Origin of the sequence: Fictibacillus fluitans (assembly GCF_030418125.1) — a bacterium.
GTDB classification, from domain to species: Bacteria; Bacillota; Bacilli; order Bacillales; family Fictibacillaceae; genus Fictibacillus_C; species Fictibacillus_C fluitans.
The window spans coordinates 128345-150530 of sequence record NZ_JAUHTR010000003.1; the positions used below are offsets into that span (position 1 = coordinate 128345).

Annotated in this window: 25 protein-coding genes and 1 tRNA gene; 17 read left to right on the forward strand and 9 right to left on the reverse strand. The window is 39.7% G+C overall.

From position 1 onward, the window contains the following. Positions 1-14 precede the first annotated feature (14 nt). From QYB97_RS07860 to QYB97_RS07870, 3 genes are all read right to left on the reverse strand, one after another. A complete protein-coding gene (locus QYB97_RS07860) occupies positions 15-1184 on the reverse strand; it encodes an MFS transporter (protein ID WP_301165434.1) in 1170 nt (389 codons plus the stop codon). A 96-nt stretch (positions 1185-1280) separates the two neighbouring features. Continuing rightward, on the reverse strand, positions 1281-2195 hold the full coding sequence (locus QYB97_RS07865; RefSeq protein WP_301165435.1) for a DMT family transporter: 915 nt from the start codon (positions 2193-2195) through the stop codon (positions 1281-1283). 127 nt (positions 2196-2322) lie between these two features. Next, positions 2323-3084, reverse strand: a complete 762-nt coding sequence (locus tag QYB97_RS07870; protein WP_301165436.1) for a tryptophan-rich sensory protein — start codon at positions 3082-3084, stop codon at positions 2323-2325. A 138-nt stretch (positions 3085-3222) separates the two neighbouring features. Here QYB97_RS07870 and QYB97_RS07875 point away from each other — a divergent pair, with 138 nt between their 5' ends. Further along, on the forward strand, positions 3223-3957 hold the full coding sequence (locus tag QYB97_RS07875) for an MBL fold metallo-hydrolase (protein ID WP_301165437.1): 735 nt from the start codon (positions 3223-3225) through the stop codon (positions 3955-3957). A 48-nt stretch (positions 3958-4005) separates the two neighbouring features. Here QYB97_RS07875 and QYB97_RS07880 read toward each other — a convergent pair whose 3' ends face one another. Continuing rightward, positions 4006-4794, reverse strand: a complete 789-nt coding sequence (locus QYB97_RS07880) for a hypothetical protein (RefSeq protein ID WP_301165438.1) — start codon at positions 4792-4794, stop codon at positions 4006-4008. A gap of 153 nt (positions 4795-4947) precedes the next feature. Here QYB97_RS07880 and QYB97_RS07885 point away from each other — a divergent pair, with 153 nt between their 5' ends. Together QYB97_RS07885 and QYB97_RS07890 are read left to right on the forward strand one after the other, a co-directional pair. Next, entirely contained in the window at positions 4948-5211 is a 264-nt protein-coding gene (locus tag QYB97_RS07885) for a hypothetical protein (protein WP_301165439.1), read from the forward strand. Between the two features lie 107 nt (positions 5212-5318). Further along, entirely contained in the window at positions 5319-5699 is a 381-nt protein-coding gene (locus tag QYB97_RS07890) for a hypothetical protein (protein ID WP_301165440.1), read from the forward strand. 110 nt (positions 5700-5809) lie between these two features. On the opposite strand, the gene QYB97_RS07895 is transcribed toward QYB97_RS07890, so the two are convergent. Beyond that, positions 5810-6319, reverse strand: coding sequence for a hypothetical protein (locus QYB97_RS07895; protein WP_301165441.1), 510 nt, complete (start codon positions 6317-6319; stop codon positions 5810-5812). A 94-nt stretch (positions 6320-6413) separates the two neighbouring features. Here QYB97_RS07895 and QYB97_RS07900 point away from each other — a divergent pair, with 94 nt between their 5' ends. Together QYB97_RS07900 and QYB97_RS07905 are read left to right on the forward strand one after the other, a co-directional pair. Continuing rightward, the gene (locus QYB97_RS07900) at positions 6414-6959 is read left to right on the forward strand and encodes an NADPH-dependent FMN reductase (protein WP_301165442.1); all 546 of its coding nucleotides are present in this window, start codon (positions 6414-6416) and stop codon (positions 6957-6959) included. A 337-nt stretch (positions 6960-7296) separates the two neighbouring features. Beyond that, positions 7297-7464: an aspartyl-phosphate phosphatase Spo0E family protein gene (locus tag QYB97_RS07905; RefSeq protein ID WP_301165443.1), complete on the forward strand. Its 168-nt coding sequence runs from the start codon at positions 7297-7299 to the stop codon at positions 7462-7464. Here QYB97_RS07905 and QYB97_RS07910 read toward each other — a convergent pair. Then, positions 7461-7649: a hypothetical protein gene (locus tag QYB97_RS07910; protein WP_301165444.1), complete on the reverse strand. Its 189-nt coding sequence runs from the start codon at positions 7647-7649 to the stop codon at positions 7461-7463. The two genes, QYB97_RS07905 and QYB97_RS07910, sit on opposite strands and share 4 nt — an antisense overlap. A gap of 227 nt (positions 7650-7876) precedes the next feature. Next, positions 7877-9346: an aminoacyl-histidine dipeptidase gene (locus tag QYB97_RS07915; RefSeq protein ID WP_301165445.1), complete on the reverse strand. Its 1470-nt coding sequence runs from the start codon at positions 9344-9346 to the stop codon at positions 7877-7879. A gap of 184 nt (positions 9347-9530) precedes the next feature. Between QYB97_RS07915 and QYB97_RS07920 the strand changes: the two genes are divergently transcribed. Both QYB97_RS07920 and QYB97_RS07925 read left to right on the forward strand, forming a co-directional pair. Then, positions 9531-9606 (forward strand) — tRNA-Arg (locus QYB97_RS07920). Positions 9607-9733: 127 nt separating this feature from the next. Continuing rightward, the gene (locus tag QYB97_RS07925; RefSeq protein WP_301165446.1) at positions 9734-10714 is read left to right on the forward strand and encodes a tyrosine-type recombinase/integrase; all 981 of its coding nucleotides are present in this window, start codon (positions 9734-9736) and stop codon (positions 10712-10714) included. Between the two features lie 411 nt (positions 10715-11125). Here QYB97_RS07925 and QYB97_RS25180 read toward each other — a convergent pair whose 3' ends face one another. Continuing rightward, entirely contained in the window at positions 11126-11350 is a 225-nt protein-coding gene (locus QYB97_RS25180) for a hypothetical protein (RefSeq protein WP_356948169.1), read from the reverse strand. 470 nt (positions 11351-11820) lie between these two features. On the opposite strand from QYB97_RS25180, the gene QYB97_RS07935 reads away from it, so the two are divergent. The 7 genes from QYB97_RS07935 (at position 11821) to QYB97_RS07965 (ending at position 17133) form a co-directional block, all read left to right on the forward strand. Continuing rightward, the gene (locus QYB97_RS07935) at positions 11821-12372 is read left to right on the forward strand and encodes a hypothetical protein (protein WP_301165447.1); all 552 of its coding nucleotides are present in this window, start codon (positions 11821-11823) and stop codon (positions 12370-12372) included. Between the two features lie 300 nt (positions 12373-12672). Further along, positions 12673-13449, forward strand: a complete 777-nt coding sequence (locus tag QYB97_RS07940) for a hypothetical protein (RefSeq protein ID WP_301165448.1) — start codon at positions 12673-12675, stop codon at positions 13447-13449. 157 nt (positions 13450-13606) lie between these two features. Continuing rightward, positions 13607-14851, forward strand: a complete 1245-nt coding sequence (locus tag QYB97_RS07945; RefSeq protein ID WP_301165449.1) for a PIN domain-containing protein — start codon at positions 13607-13609, stop codon at positions 14849-14851. 369 nt (positions 14852-15220) lie between these two features. Next, positions 15221-15364 carry a hypothetical protein gene (locus QYB97_RS07950; RefSeq protein WP_301165450.1) on the forward strand — a complete coding sequence of 48 codons (144 nt, stop codon included), beginning with the start codon at positions 15221-15223 and terminating at the stop codon, positions 15362-15364. Further along, positions 15364-15759, forward strand: coding sequence for a type II toxin-antitoxin system death-on-curing family toxin (locus QYB97_RS07955; RefSeq protein ID WP_301165451.1), 396 nt, complete (start codon positions 15364-15366; stop codon positions 15757-15759). Before QYB97_RS07950 ends, QYB97_RS07955 begins: the two co-directional genes overlap by 1 nt. A gap of 541 nt (positions 15760-16300) precedes the next feature. Continuing rightward, positions 16301-16918: a hypothetical protein gene (locus QYB97_RS07960; protein ID WP_301165452.1), complete on the forward strand. Its 618-nt coding sequence runs from the start codon at positions 16301-16303 to the stop codon at positions 16916-16918. Positions 16919-16950: 32 nt separating this feature from the next. Continuing rightward, on the forward strand, positions 16951-17133 hold the full coding sequence (locus tag QYB97_RS07965) for a hypothetical protein (RefSeq protein ID WP_301165453.1): 183 nt from the start codon (positions 16951-16953) through the stop codon (positions 17131-17133). Between the two features lie 46 nt (positions 17134-17179). Here QYB97_RS07965 and QYB97_RS07970 read toward each other — a convergent pair whose 3' ends face one another. Continuing rightward, positions 17180-18466 (reverse strand): recombinase family protein, encoded by a 1287-nt coding sequence (locus QYB97_RS07970; protein WP_301165454.1) that lies wholly within the window; start codon positions 18464-18466, stop codon positions 17180-17182. A gap of 213 nt (positions 18467-18679) precedes the next feature. Here QYB97_RS07970 and QYB97_RS07975 point away from each other — a divergent pair, with 213 nt between their 5' ends. The 3 genes from QYB97_RS07975 to QYB97_RS07985 all read left to right on the forward strand — a co-directional run bounded on the left by QYB97_RS07975 (position 18680) and on the right by QYB97_RS07985 (position 21625). Further along, entirely contained in the window at positions 18680-19885 is a 1206-nt protein-coding gene (locus QYB97_RS07975) for an HNH endonuclease (RefSeq protein ID WP_301165455.1), read from the forward strand. Further along, positions 19878-20906, forward strand: coding sequence for a hypothetical protein (locus QYB97_RS07980; protein WP_301165456.1), 1029 nt, complete (start codon positions 19878-19880; stop codon positions 20904-20906). Before QYB97_RS07975 ends, QYB97_RS07980 begins: the two co-directional genes overlap by 8 nt. Before the next feature lie 164 nt (positions 20907-21070). Further along, complete coding sequence (locus QYB97_RS07985; RefSeq protein ID WP_301165457.1) at positions 21071-21625, forward strand: recombinase family protein; 555 nt, start codon at positions 21071-21073, stop codon at positions 21623-21625. The last annotated feature ends 561 nt before the right edge of the window (positions 21626-22186 follow it).

Consider the following 22186-nt stretch of genomic DNA (forward strand, 5'->3'; position numbering starts at 1 on the left):
TGCACTGCCTTTTTTTAGCCTGCTTTTGAAAAAGTTTCCGCTCTCGAACGATAAACCTGATAAAGCACAAGAGCAATGATGGATAACACGATGCCCGTGATATAAGGCAGCCCGGCGGCTATAGCAAACAGCCACCCTCCGAGAGGGGGACCGATAATCCGTCCGAGTGAATCGAAGGAAGACAGCAGGCCGGTAACACTGCCGTGACCCGAGGTGGACGTCTTCGTCAGCAGGGCAGACACGCTTGGCCGGATGACTCCGTTTCCGATTCCGAAAATGGAAAGGAAAATAGCAGCCGTCGTGAAGTTATGGACAAGAAGAATTAAGCCAAATCCAACAGCGGAAAGAACAATTCCTCCCTGAATAACTTTTCCTTCTCCGTACTTTTTAGTTAAACGTCCAACAAGTCCGCCTTGAACAAGAGCACCGGCAAAGCCCATAATCATGAAGATATACCCGAGATGATTTGTATCAAGTCCCGCTTTCTTTGCCGCAAAGTAAGCAAATGTGGCTTCAAGTCCGGACAAAGAAAGGGAAATAAACAGCTGCAGAACGAAAAGGATGGAAACCGCACCCTTGAACGCTTCCCACCTGGATGCGCTTTTGACATTTCCGGTTGTTCTCATGTCTTTTGGCAGTGATTCTTTTAATACAAAAAGAACAAGAAAGAACGTAATGAGCGAAGAAGTCCCGGCAAGGTAAAAGGGAGTGTTCAGACTGGACTCGGAAAAAATACCGCCAATCGCCGGCCCGAATATAAAACCGAGGCCAACGGCTGCTCCGATAATACCCATGCCTTTCCCCCTGTTTTCAGGTGTTGTAATATCTGCTACGTAGGCCATCGTTGTCGGCATATTGGCAGAAGACAGCAGCCCCCCGGCAATACGGGCCGCGAACAGCATCCAAAGCTGGCTGGAAACAGCCATCAAAAAAAATGAAACAGCGAGTCCAGCAATTCCGATCAGCATGACCGGCTTTCGGCCGATCCGGTCGGAAATCCGGCCCCAGACGGGCGCAAACAACAGCTGCATCAACGAATAAACGGCCATCAAAAGGCCGAGCTGTGCAGGACTTGCACCGACCTTTTCCGCAAAAAAAGGCAGGACAGGAATAATGATTCCGAATCCGACCATTACTAAAAACATCACTAAAAATAAGATTGGCAGCGCTTTTTTATTTTCCAATCTCAGAATCCCCCCTGATGAGATCAGCAATCTCTCTCTAATCTTTTATTAACTCTATTAACGTACCTCTTTTATTTCTTTTAATCAACTGACAGCCTATACGTTTTGGGCAGCGGGGGCTTCTTTAAACGGTTTGGGCACCCTGCTTGTTTTTAAGAAAAGATACAAGCCGGTACAAACCAGAAAACCGCCGGTTCCCTGAAAGAGGGAGATGCTTTCCTTCAGCATAAAATACGCCAGGATGCTTGCGCCTACCGGCTCTCCAAGGATGTTGACGGAAATGGTGGTTGCACTGACATACTTCATCAGCCAATTGAACAGGACATGCCCGAATACAGTAGGAATGATGGCAAGCAGAAAGAAGATGAGCCAGTCGTGGCCCGGGTAGCCGGTCATGGGAATACCGGCGGCCCCATTGTACAGGGCAAACACAAAGACGGCTGAAACAAATACAACAAGACTGTAGAAAAAAGAAGGAATATGACGCAATAAATGTTGTCCGATGAGCATATGTACGGCCACGGCAAGTGTGCCGAAAAGCGAAAGTAAATCCCCAAGCAAATTTTCTGGTGAAATTCCAATATCCCCCCATCCGATAAGGGCGGCACCGCAAATAGCAATCGCCATTCCGATAAGCGAGGCAGAGGAGGTTCGCTCCTTAAACAGGAAAAAAGCTCCGATTAATACAAACACAGGCTGCAGCGCCAGAATGATGGTAGAACTGGCCACTGTAGTCAGCTTGAGCGAGCCCATCCACAAAAGGAAATGCAGGGCGAGAAAGGTTCCCGACAAAAAAAGAAGCAGCCACTGCCTGGGCTGTATCTGTTTCGCATTCTTCCACTGATTACCTGAAAAGGGAAGCATGAAGAGGATCGTGATCAACAAGCGGTACATGCCCTGAACAGAGACAGGAGCATCAGAGAGTTTTACAAAAATAGAAGAGAACGATACGGCGATAATGCCAACAATGAGCGGTATGAAAACCGGAACGGGACATTTTGTTTTTTCCATGGAAGCCTCCAGCAAATACTCAATTTATCTATAAGAAAGTATACAAGATTTCTGCCGGAAAACCTAAAAAATTTCCTTAATATACAAATAAAAACCGGCCCCAAACGTGGAGCCGGTTTTATGTGAGCTATTGTGTCCGCTGGTTATAGGAAGTGGTTTTATTGAAAAGCAGCCGGTAGATCACATGAATCGCAAGCACGCCCGCCACCAGCAGGGCAGAAAGCCAAATGTCCTGAAGCTCTGCCCGCTTTATTGCAATTCCAATGAACGCCCACACAAATACGAGTGAATAAAAGATATCCTTGTTTTTGGAAGTGAAGTAAAAGGCTAAAACTGTGCCGACGATGAGCATGATAACGGTCCAGGTCACATGGCTTAAGCCCCATCCGTTCCAATTATGTGAAACCAGAAACACACCTGTATTGACGATCGTGGCAACAGACACCCAGCCAATATAAATGGAAAAGGGAATCCGGATGAAAGCGGAAGTTTCTTTTGTCTCCGTAATTTTTTTATAAATAACGATCAACGTGGACAAAAGGCCAAACATGATTAACAGAGACAAGCCGACCTGCTCGTAATGCCAGGCGAAAATCCAGGCTGAATTAAAAAGACAATTAAGAACAAACCAATAGCCGATCCGCCGGAAAACAGGCTTATCGCAGTTTTTGGGAAAGAGCTGGTAGATCACCCATACGCTTAACAGCGTGTAGATGAGCCCCCAAATCGAAAATACGTAGCCCGCCGGGGTGTAGAGGACGTTGTATTGATCCGAGAGCTGGCCGGTCGTTTTCCCATTCAGTGGAAGCGCATTGGCCAGGTAATTGACTGCCAGAACGAGAGCCAGTCCTGCCGCATTAAAAAAGGAACGTACTTTAGCTGATTTCATCATTGCCTCCTTTCAGTTCGCTGGTCTTGTTCTTAGTAGTACCCTTTTGCGAAAAGGTTCAAGCTGATTCAAGGAATAAAGCAGCCAAAAGAGAATAGTTAAGCTTAGATTGAAAAATAAATGGCAGGAGGTAAACGTATGAGAAAACTCGCAAGCGGTGCAGCCATGCTTGATGTAAATGTGAACGGCATGCTGATCCATCCGGTCCTTGTGTGGGACGAACAAGCGGCAGTTCTGATTGATACAGGTGTGCCGGGACAGCTTCAAAGCCTTCAAAGCGAAATGGAGGCGGCTGGTGTTCCATTCCGAAGTCTCACGCATGTAATTCTGACCCACCAGGACATTGACCATACAGGCAGCCTTCCGGAACTTCAGGAGGCCTCTGGACATACTCTTACCGTTTACGCGCACAAGATCGATCAACCGTTTATACAAGGTGAAAAGCCTTTAATAAAAACGGATCGAAGTTCGCTGAGTGATGAAGAATTCGAGGCTCTTCCCGAGATGGCCAAGGCATTCTATGAAGTTCCGGCACCAGTCTCAAAGGTGCACATTCCGTTAAAAGGAGGAGAGGAGCTCGAGTTGGCAGGAGGCATATCCGTTATTTTCACTCCGGGTCATACACCTGGTCATATCAGCCTCTACCTGAAGCAAAGCAAGTTACTGGTCGCAGGCGATTCCATGTACAGTATGAATGGAGTACTGTATGGCCCCCATAAGGAAACGACGCTTGATTTTGAAGAGGCAGAGAGATCCATACAACGCTACGCTGATTATAATGTGGAACAGGTTGTTTGTTATCATGGCGGGCTGTGCGGTGAAAATGCGGGGAACCAGCTTCAACGATTGTTGAATCACACCAGTGAAGCATGAAAAAGAGCAGCCAGGGCGATGGTCCTGGACTGCTCTTTTGTTAATTCGTTAATTCGCTTTGTGGACACTGCTGCTTACAAGCTCCCAGTGCATAAATTTATATTTCCAGATCGAGTCGGCAAAGGCTACAGAGTCTCCATTCGCAATTCCGGATATGCGCTGGACGCCCCGCAGTTCAAATATACCGTCACCATTAACATCCACAGGGGTCAGCATGCTGAATTTATTCGCCGAAACTCGGATGGGTTTAATAAGCGTTCCGTTTTTATATACCTCGGAAGTTTCATATTTCTGTCGTCGTTCAGCCAGATTGATGGACGTAATTTGGCCTGTGTTTTTAACCAAAATTGTAGCATGATAACCGTCCGTAAATCGTCCGCTGATACCGAGTGAAGAAGGTACGGGAATTTCCACTACATGATTGTTCTTTGATGAAACCAGATGGAAAACAGAGGTGCCTCCCCGGCCGCCCGTTTCAGCAGAAATATAAGTTTCGGGAATACGGTCGCCATTAAAATCAAAAAATTGTATGTTGGGATGATATCCCCCGTCATTTAGATTCAACGTGGTAAAACGGCGCGTGGCCCCATCCTGGAAAATCAGGAAAAGATTTTCCGAATATATATTTTCCTGCTTTTCCTTCTGGCCCATTAACGTAACCATATCGGGCCGTTTGTCACCCGTCACATCCATTTTCCGCTGATCGATTACGAAAATGGATGAACCGCTCTTACTCTCCACATTTGTCTCTGGATCGAGCGGAGTGGCGTGTATGGGAGATCCGGCAGTCATCAGCAGGATAAGGAAAAGAAGCATATTAAAAAAGATCGACTTCACGTGTATTGCCTCCTTTTGGCATTCTTGGCTTTAATATGCGGAAAACATTGGCATATCATACCGGGATGAGTCGCATTATGTAAAAAAAATGAAATGTTTTTATCGGTTAACCGAAGTTTGATCCGGGTATAGAATCGTAAGGAGGTTATAACAATGAAACAAACAGCCAGTATGAAACCGTGGATACTAGTTGGAATGGGCACCTCTGCAGCAGCGGTTTGGTTATCATCCAAGCCGAACAGAATCCGTACAAAATTAGCATTTACTAACATCAAAAGAAAAATAAGACCTGAAAAAAGCAATGTACTGCCAGTTGAAAAAGGCGGCCACCCGGATCCCAGTGACTATGAGGATTCAAAAATGGTTTCCGAAGGCTCCGCTTATGGGGTCCATTACTTTAATGAAAAGAAGCAGTGAAATGGGACAAAACCATTACGTTTTATTACAGCATCATGACATCGGCTAAGTTCACCCCATCGGTATGTTATATTATGTTGAAATAACGTACCGATGGGGTGATTTACATGAAAGCAAAAATTTTTATCTTAACCGCAGTTCTTTTGCTGGTCACTTGCACGGCGTATGCAGCTGAATCCATCAGCTTGAAATCAACGGGCGGAGATAAAATGTCTTCTTCTGCTGCGTTTGATGATTCCTATGCTACGATTTCTATAAAAAAGACTTCGGGAAGTGGGAAAATTAAGCTGGAGCTTTGGAAGAAGCACTTATTCTTCAAGGATGAAAAAGTGGGACAGTCGGCATGGGTGAGCAGTAATGGAGTTGGCTACCAAAAAGTTTTTAATCTTGAGGATTCCGGTAATTATTATCTTAAAGTAGTAGATTCTGGAAAAGCAGGCGGCAGTGGCATTGCGGTCAATTATAAAGCCAGCTCATTTTTGCAATGAGGATACTTAGAAAAAAGGGAAGCAAAAGTCTGAAGACTTTTGCTTCCCTTTTTTGTTTTTTCAAGAAGTCCACATAAGAAAGAGAATACATCACTGTATTCTCCAGTCCGTCATCTTTCTCCCGGGTAAAATTTTTCACCCAGTTCCCATGACTCTACAAGCTTGTAGGCTGCTTGCTGCGGATAGCCCATCCCGTACAAATAAGCCATGGCCGCCGTCTCCCGCAAAGCATGTTCATAGGAGGTCTTTGGCGCCTCTGCCAAGCCTCGTTGAACAAACCATTCGACCGACGTCATGGTAGATAATTTCAAGGGATTGTTGTAAGGTGTGTAATAATTTCCTCCCGGCATCCCAGGATATCCTGCGCCAGCCCCAGGCATGGCTCCGGGCATAGCCCCAGGCATAACTCCGGGCATGGCTCCGGGCATAGCCCCAGGCATAGCTCCTGGCATGGCTCCAGTCATTCCCCCAGGCGGCATTCCGGGAAAGGGCATGACACCGGGATAAGGTGGATATGGATAAGGCATCACGTTCGGTTCACCTCTTTTGTAAATAGCCTTCACGACATTGTAGTGTATGCCAACGCCTACTAAACGGTGCGGGCATGAAGGTTTTTCCATGAAACCACATTAATGCAGAATATTTTAACTGCGGTTGATTTTAAGTATAATAGGTGGGGTACGATAATTTGAGCACAAAGGCAGGGAAAGCTGAATGAAAATTTTAGTCATGAACGGCAGCCCGACGGCTGAATCAAGAACAAGAGGTATAGCTGAATATGCAGCAAACGTTTTGCAGGAAAAAGGCGTTGAAGTCACATTTTTCGACGTTGGCAAGGATCGTCTTCCATTGTATACAGGAGATACAGCGGAACAAGAAAACGAAGCGGTCCGAAAGCTGGTAAAGGCAGCAGATGAAGCACAGGGCTTTTTCGTTTGTACACCCGAATACCACAACGGTATGAGCGGGGCGCTTAAAAATGCTCTTGATTTCCTCACAGGAGCACAGTTTAAAAATAAGCCTGCCGTGATTACAGCTGCTGCAGGTGGGGGAAAAGGCGGAATCAATGCCTTGAATAACCTCCGTACTGTATTGAGAGGTCTTTATTCATTGGTAATCGCTGACCAGTTTGTCGCTGATCCGCTTCATTTTAATGATGAACGCGAGCTAACGGAAGAGCTTGCAACACTTCGTGTGAATGCGCTGATCGATCAGCTGGTGGATCTGACAAAATTGGTATTATCCAATTCCAAGAACTAAAAGCTACAAAAGGCAGCTTCCTCAAGGAACTGCCTTTTTTGTTGCGATCATTTGAACCAGCTGGCAAATTCGAAATACCAGATGACGCCAAGAAAAAGGAACCCTAGCGACAAAACAATGTACTTGATGAATTTCACAAAGATTCTCCTGTCTTTTTTAATCAGTATGTCCTATAAAACCGGATGATAAAAAAAGAGGAGGCGGGGAACTTTGTATAGTTTTGTAACTTTATCACTTCTTTTGTTGAATCCCTTCTCAAATGCTTGGTTTTTATAGATAATATCTCTTGTGTATCGAATAATGATGTTGGAATTGATAGAAAAGGAGAGCATTGTGCATGAGTACTGCGGAATATCGCTTAAAAGGACTATTGGAATCTATTGGAGCAAAGAAGGAAGAACTGATCAGGCTGGCTTTTCTCAGAGGGTTTACCAATCATGAGACGGTTCAATGCAGCCAGGAGCTGGATGGGCTGTTGAACGAATACCAAAGAAACGGCTGTTAGGAGAGACTGACTAGCTGCTGGGTTAAAATATCAACCCGTGTCAGGATCGCCCGTTTAATCAAGACCGGGTGATCATTTCTGAATTCGCTGAGCAATCCCCGGATTTCAGCTACTAAATCCATCTCGCTTTCAATAAAAGCAACGGGGTTTACTTGCCTGGGGAAGTTAATGACATTATTTTTCATCAAAACACCTCCGCTATACATACTTCTATTTGCATATATACATTCCATAAAGATAACAACATACCTGCATGAAATTGTAAATGTTTTGAATAACGAAACTTCCGTCTCTATGGATGACAGACTGCGGCACTGAGTACCGGGCGATACCTGACCCATTTGATTTTTAAGAAACGGAAAACAGTAAAAAGAGCCGCCAGGGGTTACACAGGCGGCTCTTTTGCATGGAATCAGCTGTAGAAAGCTTTCATTTCCCTGAGAGCTGAAAGAAGGTACTCCCATGTACGGATGGTTGATGGAATGCTGAGGTGTTCTTCCGGTGTATGAACATCAAACATATCGGGACCAAGAGAAATGGCGTCAATATGCGGCAGTTTTTCGGTGAAAATCCCGCACTCGAGTCCTGCATGAATCGCTACAATTTCAGGGCGTTTTCCGTAATGATTTTCGTATACTTCTTCAAAAAGCTTCTGAACCTTGGAATCTTTGCGATATGGCCATTCGGGATAGTCCGCCTGTGTCGTGAAAGATGAACCTGTCATTCTGGCAATCCGCTCGTTTTGCTTAAGGATTTGTTCTTTTAAGCTTTTTACGGAGCTTCGGATTTCACTGACGAAGGTGATGGCCGAAGCACTGCTGGAAATCACCCCTAGATTGGTGGAACTTTCAGTAAGACCCTCAATCTCCTGGCTCATGGACTGCACCCCATTTGGAATGAGCATGATCGAGTTGATGACCGATCCGGTGGTTTCAGCGGAGTATACCTGTTCGTGCAGGAGGTTGACCTTTTCTGCTGTAACGCTAACCCTGGAATCCGAAGTTCTCAATTCCTCCTTAAAAATTGATTCCCAGATGTCTGCGAGTTCCGGGACACGGGAAGCATGCGCTTCCGGCACATGGATAACAGCTTCTGCTTCCCGGGGAATCGCATTTGATTTCAATCCGCCGGATAGCAAAGACAAGCGGAAATCAAATGCTTCAGAAAGACCATTCAGAAGGCGGCCAAGGAGTTTATTGGCATTTCCTCTGCCTTTATGTATGGACATGCCCGAATGGCCGCCATAAAGTCCTGTGATTTGAATGAGAAAAGCGCTCGTATCCCCCGTCAGAGGTTCCCACTGGATGGGCAGATTTTGAGATGCTGTGATGCCGCCTGCGCTGCTGACCAGCAGCTTGCCTTCTTCTTCGGAATCCAGGTTGATAAACACCTCTCCGGAAAAATGGTCAGGACTGACCTCAAGGGCACCCTTCATCGTGGTCTCTTCTTCTGTAGTAATAACAACTTCGAGAGCGGGGTGTGGAAGATCATTGGCATCAAGAAGTGCGAGCGCATAAGCGACAGCAATGCCGTTGTCGGCTCCAAGGGTAGTTCCGCTTGCGAAAAGCATGTCCTCCTTGATCTGTAACTGAAGAGGGTCTTTGTCGAAGTCATGGGCGGTTCCTTTATTTTTTTCACAGACCATATCCATATGGCCCTGAAGAATAATCGCGGGCACATGCTCATATCCTGCCGTCGCTTCTTTTTTAATGATAATATTAAGCGCCTCATCCTGAATTACAGCAAGCTTTCGTTTCTCTGCAAACCGGAGAAGGTAGCCGCTGACTTCTTTTTCATTGCCGGAGCCCCGGGGAATGGAAGAGAGTTCTGCGAAATAATGAAATACAGGGTGGTTTGTTAATTCTGTCAACGTCTTGTTCATTCCGTTCATCCTTTGTCCTGATATTCTGTAATTACTATTTCTAGAGTAGAGAAAGCAGCTGAAATAATCAATGGGGCTGCACATAAACAAATGAATATCCTTGCTTGACTCTATCATGTTCGTCTTGTAGAATTATCAGGTAAAGAAGATTTCTTGTGCGTGGTTACACCAAGAACAGCATATTGGCTCCGTAGCTCAGTGGATAGAGCGTCGGTTTCCTAAACCGTGCGTCGCAGGTTCGATTCCTGCCGGGGCCGCCACACCAGTAATAATGCGGGTTTTGAAGGGTTTTGTCCTTCGAGTCGGTCTAGTGAATTTAAGTATAGACCGTACCTCCTTATTTTTGAAGACACTTCGTATTGGTATAACCAATAGGAGGCTTTTTTTGTGGCTAAAAATATGTTTCAGGGTAAACAAAGGGTAAAGTTTTCTGCTTCCAGATCCAACACTAGGAAAGCCAGTTTGACGCTGGTCGAGCTTCAAAATCTTTTCATAACAGTGAAAGAAGCAGAAGGGTTACGGGAACGGACAATACAGGATTACCAACACCATTTCCGATATTTAAGGCAATGGTATGAGGAATATGGTCAGTTAACAATAAAAGACATAAGCACAACACTCGTTAGGAAATACGTTAGCCATATGAAAAACGAGGTAGGACTTTCTCCAGTTACAATCAATGTCCGATTAAGGACGTTAAAATGCTTTCTCAAGTTCGTTTTTGAAGAGGGGTACATAGAAGATAATATAGCGGCTTCCATCAAGCTTTTAAAAACCGAGGAAGATGCCATTGACGTATTAACCGATGATCACATTATGCGTTTGTTGAAAACGATCAACAGAGATGAGTATACGGGTTTTAGAGACTATGTCCTGATCATGTTACTAATTGATACTGGTATAAGGATTGGAGAGGCTACAACGTTAACTAGTCAAGATATTGATCTAGTGCAAAAGAGCATCTATTTACAAGCAAAGAATGTGAAAACCAGGAAAGGAAGGCACATTCCTTTCTCAAACAAAATTGCTAAGCTACTCCAAGAACTAATCAAATTTAATGAATGTCATTTTGTGAGCAATGAAATCTTTCTAAGTGTGTATGGAACGCCATTTCAAAAACGCAGTATACAAAAGAGGCTAAAGCAGTACAAGGATAAGGCAGGTATAAAGAATGTGAGAGTCTCGCCACATTCATTTCGGCATTATTTCGCAAAGAATTACATTCTGAGCGGCGGAGATCCTTTCACTCTGCAGCTCATTCTCGGTCACTCTTCCATGCAAATGATTCGTGTTTACATCCAAATGAATAAATCTGATACTAAACTACAGCACAATAAGTACAGTCCTATAGGAAAACTGAATTTTTAATTAAAATAGCAGCTTAAGGTCATAAAGCTCAATTCCTTGTAGAATTGAGCTTTTCTATTTCTATATGTTAATAACCTAGGAAAAGCTTGTTAAACGCAGGCACCTGTATATAGAGGAATTTAAACGCCAGAAAAAAACTTTTCTATTTTTGTATTACTTTTCGGGTAGTAAATCGTTATTGATATAGAGGGGTGTTTGTGAAATTTTAAAAGGATGAATCGAAAAGTAAAATTAGTTGGGTTTTTTGGAGAGACTTAAGGGAGATTCTTCGTCTTAGCTTTTTCCACAAAAGTGATAATACCCTCGATTACCTGATCGAACTCGTTCTCTACTTGGTGTTCCCATATGCGTAGTATATTCCAATCGTGTTCTAAATAATAATTATCTACTTGGTAATCCCTCCATGCGTTCCTATACAATTTGCCAGTATTCTACGTTCGTTTTAGGTAGGTGACCATGAACTGGGCAATTGTGCCAGAAACATGAATCGATAAATATTACAACTTTGTACTTTTTAATCGCAAAATCTGGCTTCCCGAATAAGTCCTTTACATTTCTTCGAAATCTAAACCCACGTCTCCACAATTCCTTACTAACTATCTCTTCTAGTTTCGAGACAGACTTAATGGATCTCATTATGCGACTTCAAACTTCCGGAGAAAATTTGTCTGCCATATAGATTTACCCCCTCCCATTTCAAAATAGCAACAGTGTACCGCATCTATTCACATAAGACAGTCTCTAAAAATCCGATACGAAAAGGATTCTCACATAAACAAAGTTTATATTGCATTTTCTCAAGCCAAGCAAACATTTAGAGATTTTCATATTCAGATAATTGACCTTGGTTACATAAAATAAATATTTACTTGTAAAACACTACCCTTTTTTCGATAGGTATTGATGTTATAAAAAACAAAAAACTCTTGACAAGCTTTTCGCTTTTTTTATTGCTTATATCGTAACTTTTCCTTAGTGTTTCTGGTCCCGCTTTTCAAGAATCACAAAATGTATAATGAATATAGATCATTTGATTGCCTTAAGGAGATCAAGCAAATAGCTATAGCTTGCAAAAATAAATAAATAGAAAGTTGAGATTGAACAAGATGAACAAAAATACGAATGTGAAGTTTGAAGAAATACCAGATTTTATTGAGGATTTGAAAGGTGTTAGTGGATTATACATTTTCCATACTAAGCGCCACATATGGTACATTGGCAAAACTGAGTGTTTTAGGAATAGGTTTGTTAACGGCTACCTAAAAGGTAGACGTGCAAAACAACACGTTCATGAGGGGCTATTACAAAGAATTGAACCTGGGTTAGAATTATCAGTGGTTTTTTCTGTAATGGATAAAGAACTACTCAAAAATGAGGAACTAAGGGTTATTGGGAAAGCCTGCCCATGGTTAAATACTAAATACAACCCAAGGTGGTCAATTGGAGCCATTCAAAGACACATTGGCTTAATCATAAATAATAGCCCACGTGAATGGACATATGAAGAAATAATGAGACACTTGTTTTTTTACTATAGCGGGCAAATTGCAACAAAGAGAATTGAGGAAGCATTAACAAATAAGAATAGTAAGCTTTCTCTCTATTGCGAACCAGTATCTTTGCAGAGAATACTTAAACCGAAAAAGGAATCGGCATAACTTTTTTAGCGAACGAAATTCAGGTGGGGTTTTAGTTAAAATAGTAAAATGGCACCTGGAAATTGAGTGTATACATGATAAACTTCACCTAATAATCGGGCGCCCTCATACCTTTAACAACTCCAGCTTTTTTCATTGGAATCGGACAATTTTAGAAGGGGAATAGATAGAAGATAATTAGATAGAAGAATATATAATAGATTAAGTATGTGGCGCAAAAGTCGCAAGCTCCTTTTGTGCCACATACTAATTTTTCGCTTTATTGTAGTGAAAAACTTCATTAATAAGGAGATAGAATAATTGAGTAATGAAACAAAATCAACCACACATTTAGAAAGGGAAGAATCCTTTATTAAGATTTCAAAGTCGCTAATAGAAACTAAACATTTAGGCAAGAATGGGGAATTAGATGTCTATTATTTAGCAATTATCAAATCTTTAGCAAACAATTTCCAAGGAGTTGCGTATACAGGTATTAGCCATATTATGAAATTCATTGCAGTAAGTACGGAGCAAAGCTCAACAAAGGCTAGAGCAAAAAATTCCCTACTCAGATTGCAAGAGGTAGGGCATATAGAGATATATGATCAGATTGAAATGGAGAACAAAGTCATCAATTTAAAGCCTTCTAACAACTACTTTATCAAACCAACAGGGATGGATGAACAATATGGCTTTGCTAAGGTGTTTTATAAAGATCTTCAAAAAATTGTTGCAATGAAAAGCGACTATAAGCCAAAGGTATTCGCCGCTTATCTTAATATGGTTGGGTATCTATTTTATAACAGCACCAATAATCCCATTTCATATATTAAAATTGATTCAATTGTTAAGAACACAAATATTAACCGAAAGTCGGTTGTTAATTATCTGAAAGCACTGCATGATGAGGAGATCCTTTACTTTGTACACTTTGAAATTAATAATACAACTACAAAAAACTACTGTACAAGGTGGATTCATAGAGAACATACTCCTGTATGGGCAGCGTCAGATGCAGAGTTCCAATATAAGGTTGACTATAAAAAGTTTAAGGGTGGAGGAATAGGAGTATCAGATGAAAGAGGAGCCTCTTAGGAGGCTTTTTTTTGGTTAATGGCATTACCACCTTCAGTTTAAATAAACACGGTGTCTTTTGACTGTCTGAAATAGAACCCCTTTTTCTAAAAGAATATTCTACTCTTTAAATAAATGGTAAAATAGGAAAAACCTATCAATTTAATGAGGTGGAAGAATGAACATTTTCTTAGATACCAATGTCTTCTTTAATGACCCTTATCTAACAAAAGGAAAAAAGCCGATCTTATTACGCCTAGCAAAACACAAAGACGTAAAATTATTTATCAATCAAACCGTTTATTCGGAAGTACTAAGAAAACATAAAGTATTTACTGATCAAGAGTTAAAGACTGCTGTAGAAGCACTATCTAAAATTAAGCACTTGTTCGATCCGAAAAGGGAAAATGTGAAAATTGATGTAAAGATTGAAGATATAGTGGATGATGTGATCTCCCACTTTGAAACACTAGAATTAGAAGAGCAATTAAAAATAATTCCTTATGATGTAGATGTGTTGAAAGACGTCGTAGAAATGGACATGTATGAAAAAGAGCCTTTTATTAAACGATTGAAATTAACAAACAAAAAAGAAGAAGTTGTTCCTTATAAGAAGAAAGAAGTGCGGGATTCGATTATTTGGTATACATACAAGCGATACATCGAAAAAAACAACCTTGAAAATTGCTTTTTTATTTCTCATAATACGAAAGATTTTGGTGCATTTGGTGCTGGGAACACTCCTAAAGGCCAGCCTTATACTCTTCATGAGAATCTGTCTGACTCAAGTAACATTATTGCATATAGAGACATTAATGACTTTTTATCGAACAATGCTGTTGAAATCAAAGAACTATTCAAAGATAAACAGCTTCACGAACGAATCTTATCAGATGATTTTGCAGAACAAATTGAAGAAGAATTAAAGGGTGGACTTGCTACAGTATTAGTTGAAAAACATCTAATTGAACAGATCACTCAATATACTGAAAGCTACTTGTCTGATACTTTGCCAGAAGAGATTCACGATGATTATTATATGGGTGGTTATGTCGAACCTACATACTTTAGCGATATTGATAACGTAGAATTAATTGAAGTGATGACTTATGGAGGCGATATAAGCGTAGCAGTTTCATTGGAAATTGACGTAGATATCGATATTAATCTATATAATCCTGCTCATAATGATAGGATTGATAAACATCAGTACTATGCTACAGATAGAGTTAAAATAGAAGAGAGTGTTATCTTTTTATTACCTATTGATGAGAAAAAAGCATTAGACGTAGCTAAATTTTCTTTACGGGATTATGTAAAAGGCATTGAACCTAGAAGTGTAGATATTCAAATTGTAAGCCGTGAAACGATTGAACATGAGGATATGTTTAATGAAGAGGACTTTGATGAACCCCATCGGTAGTGGGTGAAGCAAGCAATATGGGATTAACCACAATACAAAAATCAATTTTTAACTGTAAAACATAAGTCGAGGTGGGCCAATTGGTAAGAAAGAAGAGAGATAGTGACTTAACAGGGTTAAGAATATCAGATCCAGTTGTAAGGCTACAAGGGCTTACAGGGTTAAGAATATCAGACTCTGTTGCAAGGCTACAAGGGCTTACAGGGTTAAGAATATCAGACTCTGTTGCAAGGCTACAAGGGCTTACAAGAGACTCAGTAGACTCTCTAGCCAGGATGTGTGAAATGTAGTATGATAGGGTAAATGTAGATTAATAGATTCTATTTCTGGACATCCTGCATATATCTAATGGTATATGGGAGGTGTCCAATGAAAAAGAAAAAGGGTGATGATGAGATGAACGCAACTACTCAACCTAAACAAAAAACAGATCGCAAAAGCCGAGTTCAAGACAGCTACAACAAGATTAAGCAGAAAAACGGTAAGGCGTTGGAGCGACTCAGTAAGAACTAATGGAATTTGAATATCTTACAGTCGAGGACGTAGTAGATCTTCATGATATGGCCTTACGAGACTATGGTGGATTCCCCGGACGTGATCCAGGAAATCTTGAGGCAAAACTCGCTATCCCCATGTCTGGCTTTGGCTCCTATGAACGATATCCTACTATTGAAGAGAAGGCTGCGGTGTATCATTATATGTTAGCAGACGGTCATACCTTCAAAGATGGAAACAAACGCACATCCTATCTAGCTGTAGCCACATTTTTGGATTGGAACGGCTACGAACTAGTAGCAACTGATGATGAGATTTACGAATGGACGTTAATCCTTGCAAACGATAAAACCAGACCGCCATTTGAAGAAGCGGTACACTGGATCCGAACACATATGGAACGACAAGAATAGATTTTGTAACGGGAACCCTACTATGGGTTCCTTTTTTAATGGAGAAATAAGGAGGATTCAACATGGATAATGTAAAGTCGAGAAAAGGGAAACAATCTGTTCCCATACCATTGAATACTGGTGGAGATATGATGGGAAAGGGACTACAAATAGAGAATTGAATGAAATGATGTTGAACATATTCAGAGTTTGTTTGCTGCAAAATTATGTTGGCGGAGAATTAAACCAGTACGATAATGAGACCGATGAAGAACATCGTGGCTGGTTGAGAATCAAGCAATGACCCAGCCGATACGTTGACTATAGGCCTATTTTTACATAATATATCCATTTTCCATTTATATCTGATATACTTATGGAAATAAATTCAAAGGGGAATGTTTGTTATCTTTAACATATCAGGAATAGTCATCTATGTATTTTTTTACTGGTGGTCGTAGCAATTCTCTGGTTTCTTATTATGTCTGCAGTTTAGGTAGGTGTCAGGCAAGCAAATAAGAAAAGGATCAGCAAAAGTAAAACGGACAAAGGAGATTGTAGTGTGACGAAATTAGAGTTTATCGCTTCTTTAGTAAAAAGCTTAGTTTGGCCAGTTGCTATTGTATGGATTGCCAACAAATTTAAGGAGCCGATTACTGATATTCTCAAACGAGCAAAAAGTATAACGGTACCTGGTGTTGGTGCAGGGATTGATCTAGGTCCTAAAATAGAAGAAGTAAATGAGAGACTAGATGAACAATTACAAGGAAAACGCCTAGATCCTCCCATGACGGCTTCAGATCATTACAGTACGGTGTCTGACAGTCTCGATGAGTACTATTATAAAGTGGCCGAAGCATCGCCTTTATCTGCAATGTCATTAGCATGGGGTGACATAGAACGTGAAATAGTAAGGACAGTAGGGAAACTTGGGGAATATCCTATAGACGGTTATAACATGGTTACAAATTTAAGAAACCTGGTAGACAGTGGTTATCTTGCAGAGGATACCTTTATTGAGGCAGTGAAATTGAGAGATATACAAAACGCTATGAGTAATCGAAGAGCTAATCCTACAATGGCTCAGGCTATGAGGTATGTAACAGCTTGTCAGAAAATCATTGTGATTTTACAGAACATTGTAAGGAGTAATGTTGTTAGGAGTAGTGACGATTATTAAAATCCAGAATTCATTTCTTGGATTTTTTAATTTTGTCTAAATTGACAAGAGATCTTAGGATAGTCAGAAGAGTTATTCCTATTTCAAGAGATGCTAAGAGGGTTGAAGAGGAGAAAGTGAAGGAGAGCTATGATCAAGATATAGGCAATATACTAGTTAAGCTTGAAGAACAAAAGAATGATGATAGTTGGCTAGCAGATGTTGGATTAAAATAGATATGGTCGCAAAAATAAGAGACTCTAAGACTTTTCTGAGAGTCTCTTATTGTTTTTTTGCACATAATATTCTCTGCACTTCTTGAAAGGTATCCATCTTTATTATCAGGGTGATCTTGTTATTTACCCTAATGGGTCTTGTATAGCTCCGTTGTTGAAGCATATGAGAAACAGTAGTGTAATGAAATTGCTTCCCCCTTAGAGTGGTATATCCCTGTTTATTCATAAATCGTATTACAGCTGGGATAGACTTTAACTCAATATATTTGGTAAACAACAACTTAACTATTTTTGCCTGTAACTCATTAAGTTGTCTGTATTTAAGCTTTTGATCTATTTCATTTGTTATGTCTATTAATTTATGGTAGTTATCATATTTTCTCTGTAGATAAATTGTCGCATCCTTATACATGATATCTAGGATTGCTTTTGCTTGCCGAATTCCAGAGAATCTTAATTCATAGTGATTGAGCTTTTTTTTGACCTTCGTATCTTTTGAAGCAGGTAGATGTAACTTAAGCTCTTCAAGCATTTCCTTAGTAGAGGTAAATGAAACAACTGGAATTAAATCGCTTAATGTGCTGTACTTCCCCCGTTTTGGGAAGCTTATGCAACCGTCTCCATCAAAGAATCCTCTTATAAAGTGCGGCAATAGATCATTAGGTACAGTTTCCGTTGAGGGGAACTTTAATACTAGAGATTTTCTTTGGATGGCCCCTTTCAAAATAAGTTGCTTGCATAAACTTTCGCTGTATATTTGTATCTTGCAATTGCAAAATTGTTTGTCATTTAAATGCGAAGTAGAATGGTAGATCGGGTGATTTGAGCTTATATGCTTTTTGAAATTGTATAGATGAACAACATCAACGGAAGCAAGTGCAATACTTAGTACATATGAGCCTCTGTTTTTAGAGACGCATCCATCCGCATAGATAAAACCTAACCAATAAGCCTTATGTTCAGTATCAATTACATCAAAAAAGTGTTTGTTGTACTTATATTTAGATCTTTTGTCAACATGGCTAACATTTAGACCAATAGTCTTTAGTTTGCGGTATATTGTAACATGGCTAACTCGGTGTTCCTTCGCAATTTCTGCAATTGTGAGACCATTTATATAAGCATGCCACATATTTTTTATAGTTTGTTCCGAAAAATAAGTTAGTTTACCCTTCTTTCGCATTTTTATGCCTAAATCTTTCAGACGGCGGTTAACTAATTGAACCCCTATTTGAAACTCTTTGGCAATTTCAATAGTATTTTTCCCCTCTTCATATAGGTTTTTCATTTTTTCTAATTCTTTTACTGAAAAATTGTATTGTCGCTTTCTCATATACTACTCCTACTTTTATTAGATTGACTCTTACTAGGGTAGGCACTTACAACCTTCCTCATACATCAATATATGCAGCTTTGAGGGTTGCAATCTGTAGAAGAGTAAAGTGCTAAAGGCTAACAGGAACCCACATAAATATATCTTTTTTGATCTTGGGGATATGGTATGATTTCCCTGTATGAGTAATTTTAGTAAAAGGGGTGAAAATTTGTGGAATATCAATTTCATAACACTTTTCCTGAAATTATCTGGTTTAGTAAGAATGAAGCTGTCGAAAAGGGATATCAAAAATATAAAAAGTTCTTCTTTGAGGACCGGAGTAATAACGAATTTCAGATTTGGGAATTTAAAGTGCAGGATGGTGAATATTTACTATCCATTAAGGATAATGGAGTGTTTCTCCATTTACATATACCAATGAAAAGAATGGAGGGGAATGAGTCCACTAGAAGTGCAGCCATAGAATACTTTTTTAGAAAGTATAGAGTGAAATTCTTTAATGACGATAATAGGTTAGCTATTTGTTCATATTCATATAATAGGAGTTCAGGTACAACAAAAGCATTGGTCAGGGACTATCAGAATGTCCAGGAATTAATCGAAAGAAGCGGGATACAATTCAACCTTAAGAAGTTTCCTATTATGAGTAGATTGAAACCAAAGAAAAGATCAAGAGAATTTGCTGCCTATGAAGAAAATTTTAGGGATTTAATAGTTTATGAGTACCTATTCAACTCCCGTACACATCGTTGGTTAGATGAGTTTGTCCTAGGTTTTAACCCAGCAGAAAGCCGTGGTTATCAATCTATGAGTATACTTCATTTCATTGGGATAAGAGAAAAACATAAGGGCATATTTAGTTGTTTTACCATTGAAAAAGCAATCAATCTGCTAGAGAATCAACAAAACGATTTTGAGATACTAATAGCTTGCTTATTGAGATGCAAGCTAGAAATTGATGGCTATTCAAATGAGGATACTCTTGGGGAACAAACTGTCTTAAATACTGAGAGACAACGTCTTGTAATGGCTAGATATGGTCAATCTATTTTTAAGAAGGCTCTCTTAAGTAAAGATAGCAAATGTTGTTTATGTGAAATCTCCGATAGGAGATTTTTGATAGCTAGTCATATAAAGCCCTGGAGCAAATCAAACCATTTAGAAAGGCTTGATTATGCCAACGGATTGTTACTGTGTCCTAACCACGATGCTTTGTTTGATAAAGGGTTTATAACTTTTGATAGCGAAGGTCAAATATTGATTTCTGGTTCGCTCAATGAGAAAACCAGGTTCTTGTTAAATATTAATGAAAATATGAAAATTGAAATGGCGGCTAAGCGTAGATATTATCTAGAATGGCATAGGGAAAATGTTTTTGAAAAGAGCTTCCAAAGCAAAGGAGAAACGTATGGATAAGATTCTTTATTTTCCGACAATAAATATTGTGAAAAGTAATTGGCTAATGGGTTCTTTATTTTACTGGGATAAAATAGGGTCAATAGTACCGATAGAATTCTTAGAAAGACCAGAATTATTAGATGACCATATGAGGATGTTAGTTGAGGTACAATTAATTGAACAAGTGGTACCAGAAAATTATATCTGGGAAATCAATAACTTTGAAAAATCCTTTATGGATTTCATTGATAAAAATGAGATTATTAGCAAGAAAGTTCGTATGCTCCGAAGAGGAACAGTGCTAAATGGAAAAGATGAAGTCTACCCTTCATTCAATATACACATGGGAAAATTGGATAGTATAGGACAAGAGTTAGTTCAAAGAGGATTGGCTATCAAGCAGCGTTCCTGGTATAAAGTAGAAGGTTACACTGCATCAAATTTCATGACATACCTAGCCACAGTTTTAGGCACTTTAACTGATTATATGCCCATAACAGATAGTTACCATCAAATGTACCATTTTCTTCCGCTGGAGGAAGGTGATTTGCCACATGTTTTGAAGGAACAGTTAAAGTCAAAAATTATTAATAACGTGTTACCCATACCAAAATTTATTGAAGATCCTTACGATATATATCGTTTTAAGGAAAAATACTATGATAGTCTGAAAGGATTTCGTCGTTTTGTTGAAAGTTTTATTCAGGACCTTGAACATTTATCAGAAAATCAACAGGGAAAAAGATTAGAACTGTTTACAGAACAGGCAAAGGATGAAATAAGTTATATAACGGATAGAATGAAGGACTATAGGTGGAGAATGCTTGATTTTGCTTCAATTTGTTCATTAGGATCTTCGGCGTTAACATTGGGTAAAGGAATTATTGAACAAGATGTAGTAGATGTTGCATCCTCATCATTCGGGCTTATGGGGGCTTTCTGTGCTGCTTTGGGTAAAGAAAAATTGATAGAACTTGAGCGAAAGCCACTAGCTTATGCAGCTATTTTAAATAAGCAATTCAATGTCTCAAAAAGGTAAACTAGAGTCTTATCAAGATTAAAGGTCAGTGAGTTACATCTCATTGCCTTTTTTTATTGTAGAAGTGACAAAACTTAATAGAATTGACGTAATGTTAAGTGACTAGTAAAATCAGTGTATCAGAAGGTGACAAAACTTAACGACAAAAAAGAAGGGGAAAAACAATGAAATATGGATACGCTAGAGTGTCAACAATAGCACAAGATCTTGCTGTACAACGTGAGGAGTTGAAGAAAGAAGGCTGCGAGGTTATTGTTGAAGAGAAATATACAGGAACAAGAACAGATAGACCGCAATTAAATATGTTACTTAGCAAATTAGATGAGTGTGACACGTTAGTGGTTACAAAGTTAGATCGTCTTGCTCGTAACACTAAAGAGGGTATTGAAGTTATTGAGAGTCTGTTTGAAAAAGGCATTAAGGTGCATGTACTGAATGTAGGTCTGTTAGAGGATACAACAATGGGTCGCTTTTTCTTAACTACTTTGTTGGCTATAGCTCAGATGGAACGTAACTTGATCATAGAACGTACACAAGAAGGTAAAGCTTTAGCTAAAAAGAGAAGTGATTATAGGGAAGGAAGACCGAGAAAGCACTCAAAGCAACAGGTAGAACACGCTTTAAAACTGCTTGAGACCCATACATACAAGCAAGTGGAATCTATGACTGGCATGAACAAAAGAACGTTAATGCGAAGGAAAAGTGAATTAAAAAGTTAGGAGTGAGGGTGAGAATTGAACAATAAAGGGATGAAAAGAATTTTTGAACTTGAGTTAAAGAAACAAGCGGTCATTCTTACTGATTGATTTTATTTAATATTGTGAGGAAATGGGGTTTGCTTCAATAAAGGAAATAGAGGAAGGTACTGAAGAATACATAACGTGCCAAATACATTACGAAGTTTTTAGAAGTGTATGAGGTATTTCAGGTTGTTGTAAGGCAATATAGCTAAAGATTCAGTCATCCATTAAACGTGTCATTGATTTACGATAAAACTGTAATTTAGAACTAAGTACCACCGTGATAAGGTAATGGACGATAGACCAGACAAGCCTGCAAAACTATTGTTTTTATATAGTAATACATAGGGGGGCTAATTCCCACATTTTAAGTCCCCCTATCTACCGGATAGGTACGTAGTAGGCACAGATCCACATTTTGATTTTTTCGCCGATTCAAATAGTTATTCCAAACATTATGATCAATGCTTCATGCTTAATACTTAATAATATAACGATTTTATTAATTATCTTAACAATAAATCGAAAATAGTGTAATGA

Excerpts from the sequence above, each read along its gene's own strand:
- QYB97_RS07910 (WP_301165444.1), bottom strand. The coding sequence starts at position 7,649 with ATGAAAAATAATGTCATTAACTTCCCCAGGCAAGTAAACCCCGTTGCT.
- QYB97_RS07870 (WP_301165436.1), bottom strand. The coding sequence starts at position 3,084 with ATGAAATCAGCTAAAGTACGTTCCTTTTTTAATGCGGCAGGACTGGCT.
- QYB97_RS07915 (WP_301165445.1), bottom strand. The coding sequence starts at position 9,346 with ATGAACAAGACGTTGACAGAATTAACAAACCACCCTGTATTTCATTAT.
- QYB97_RS07985 (WP_301165457.1), top strand. The coding sequence starts at position 21,071 with ATGAAATATGGATACGCTAGAGTGTCAACAATAGCACAAGATCTTGCT.
- QYB97_RS07945 (WP_301165449.1), top strand. The coding sequence starts at position 13,607 with ATGAACATTTTCTTAGATACCAATGTCTTCTTTAATGACCCTTATCTA.
- QYB97_RS07980 (WP_301165456.1), top strand. The coding sequence starts at position 19,878 with ATGGATAAGATTCTTTATTTTCCGACAATAAATATTGTGAAAAGTAAT.
- QYB97_RS07885 (WP_301165439.1), top strand. The coding sequence starts at position 4,948 with ATGAAACAAACAGCCAGTATGAAACCGTGGATACTAGTTGGAATGGGC.
- QYB97_RS07970 (WP_301165454.1), bottom strand. The coding sequence starts at position 18,466 with ATGAGAAAGCGACAATACAATTTTTCAGTAAAAGAATTAGAAAAAATG.
- QYB97_RS07935 (WP_301165447.1), top strand. The coding sequence starts at position 11,821 with ATGAACAAAAATACGAATGTGAAGTTTGAAGAAATACCAGATTTTATT.
- QYB97_RS07900 (WP_301165442.1), top strand. The coding sequence starts at position 6,414 with ATGAAAATTTTAGTCATGAACGGCAGCCCGACGGCTGAATCAAGAACA.
- QYB97_RS07955 (WP_301165451.1), top strand. The coding sequence starts at position 15,364 with ATGGAATTTGAATATCTTACAGTCGAGGACGTAGTAGATCTTCATGAT.
- QYB97_RS07890 (WP_301165440.1), top strand. The coding sequence starts at position 5,319 with ATGAAAGCAAAAATTTTTATCTTAACCGCAGTTCTTTTGCTGGTCACT.
- QYB97_RS07875 (WP_301165437.1), top strand. The coding sequence starts at position 3,223 with ATGAGAAAACTCGCAAGCGGTGCAGCCATGCTTGATGTAAATGTGAAC.
- QYB97_RS07950 (WP_301165450.1), top strand. The coding sequence starts at position 15,221 with ATGAAAAAGAAAAAGGGTGATGATGAGATGAACGCAACTACTCAACCT.
- QYB97_RS25180 (WP_356948169.1), bottom strand. The coding sequence starts at position 11,350 with ATGAGATCCATTAAGTCTGTCTCGAAACTAGAAGAGATAGTTAGTAAG.
- QYB97_RS07895 (WP_301165441.1), bottom strand. The coding sequence starts at position 6,319 with ATGGAAAAACCTTCATGCCCGCACCGTTTAGTAGGCGTTGGCATACAC.
- QYB97_RS07865 (WP_301165435.1), bottom strand. The coding sequence starts at position 2,195 with ATGGAAAAAACAAAATGTCCCGTTCCGGTTTTCATACCGCTCATTGTT.
- QYB97_RS07905 (WP_301165443.1), top strand. The coding sequence starts at position 7,297 with ATGAGTACTGCGGAATATCGCTTAAAAGGACTATTGGAATCTATTGGA.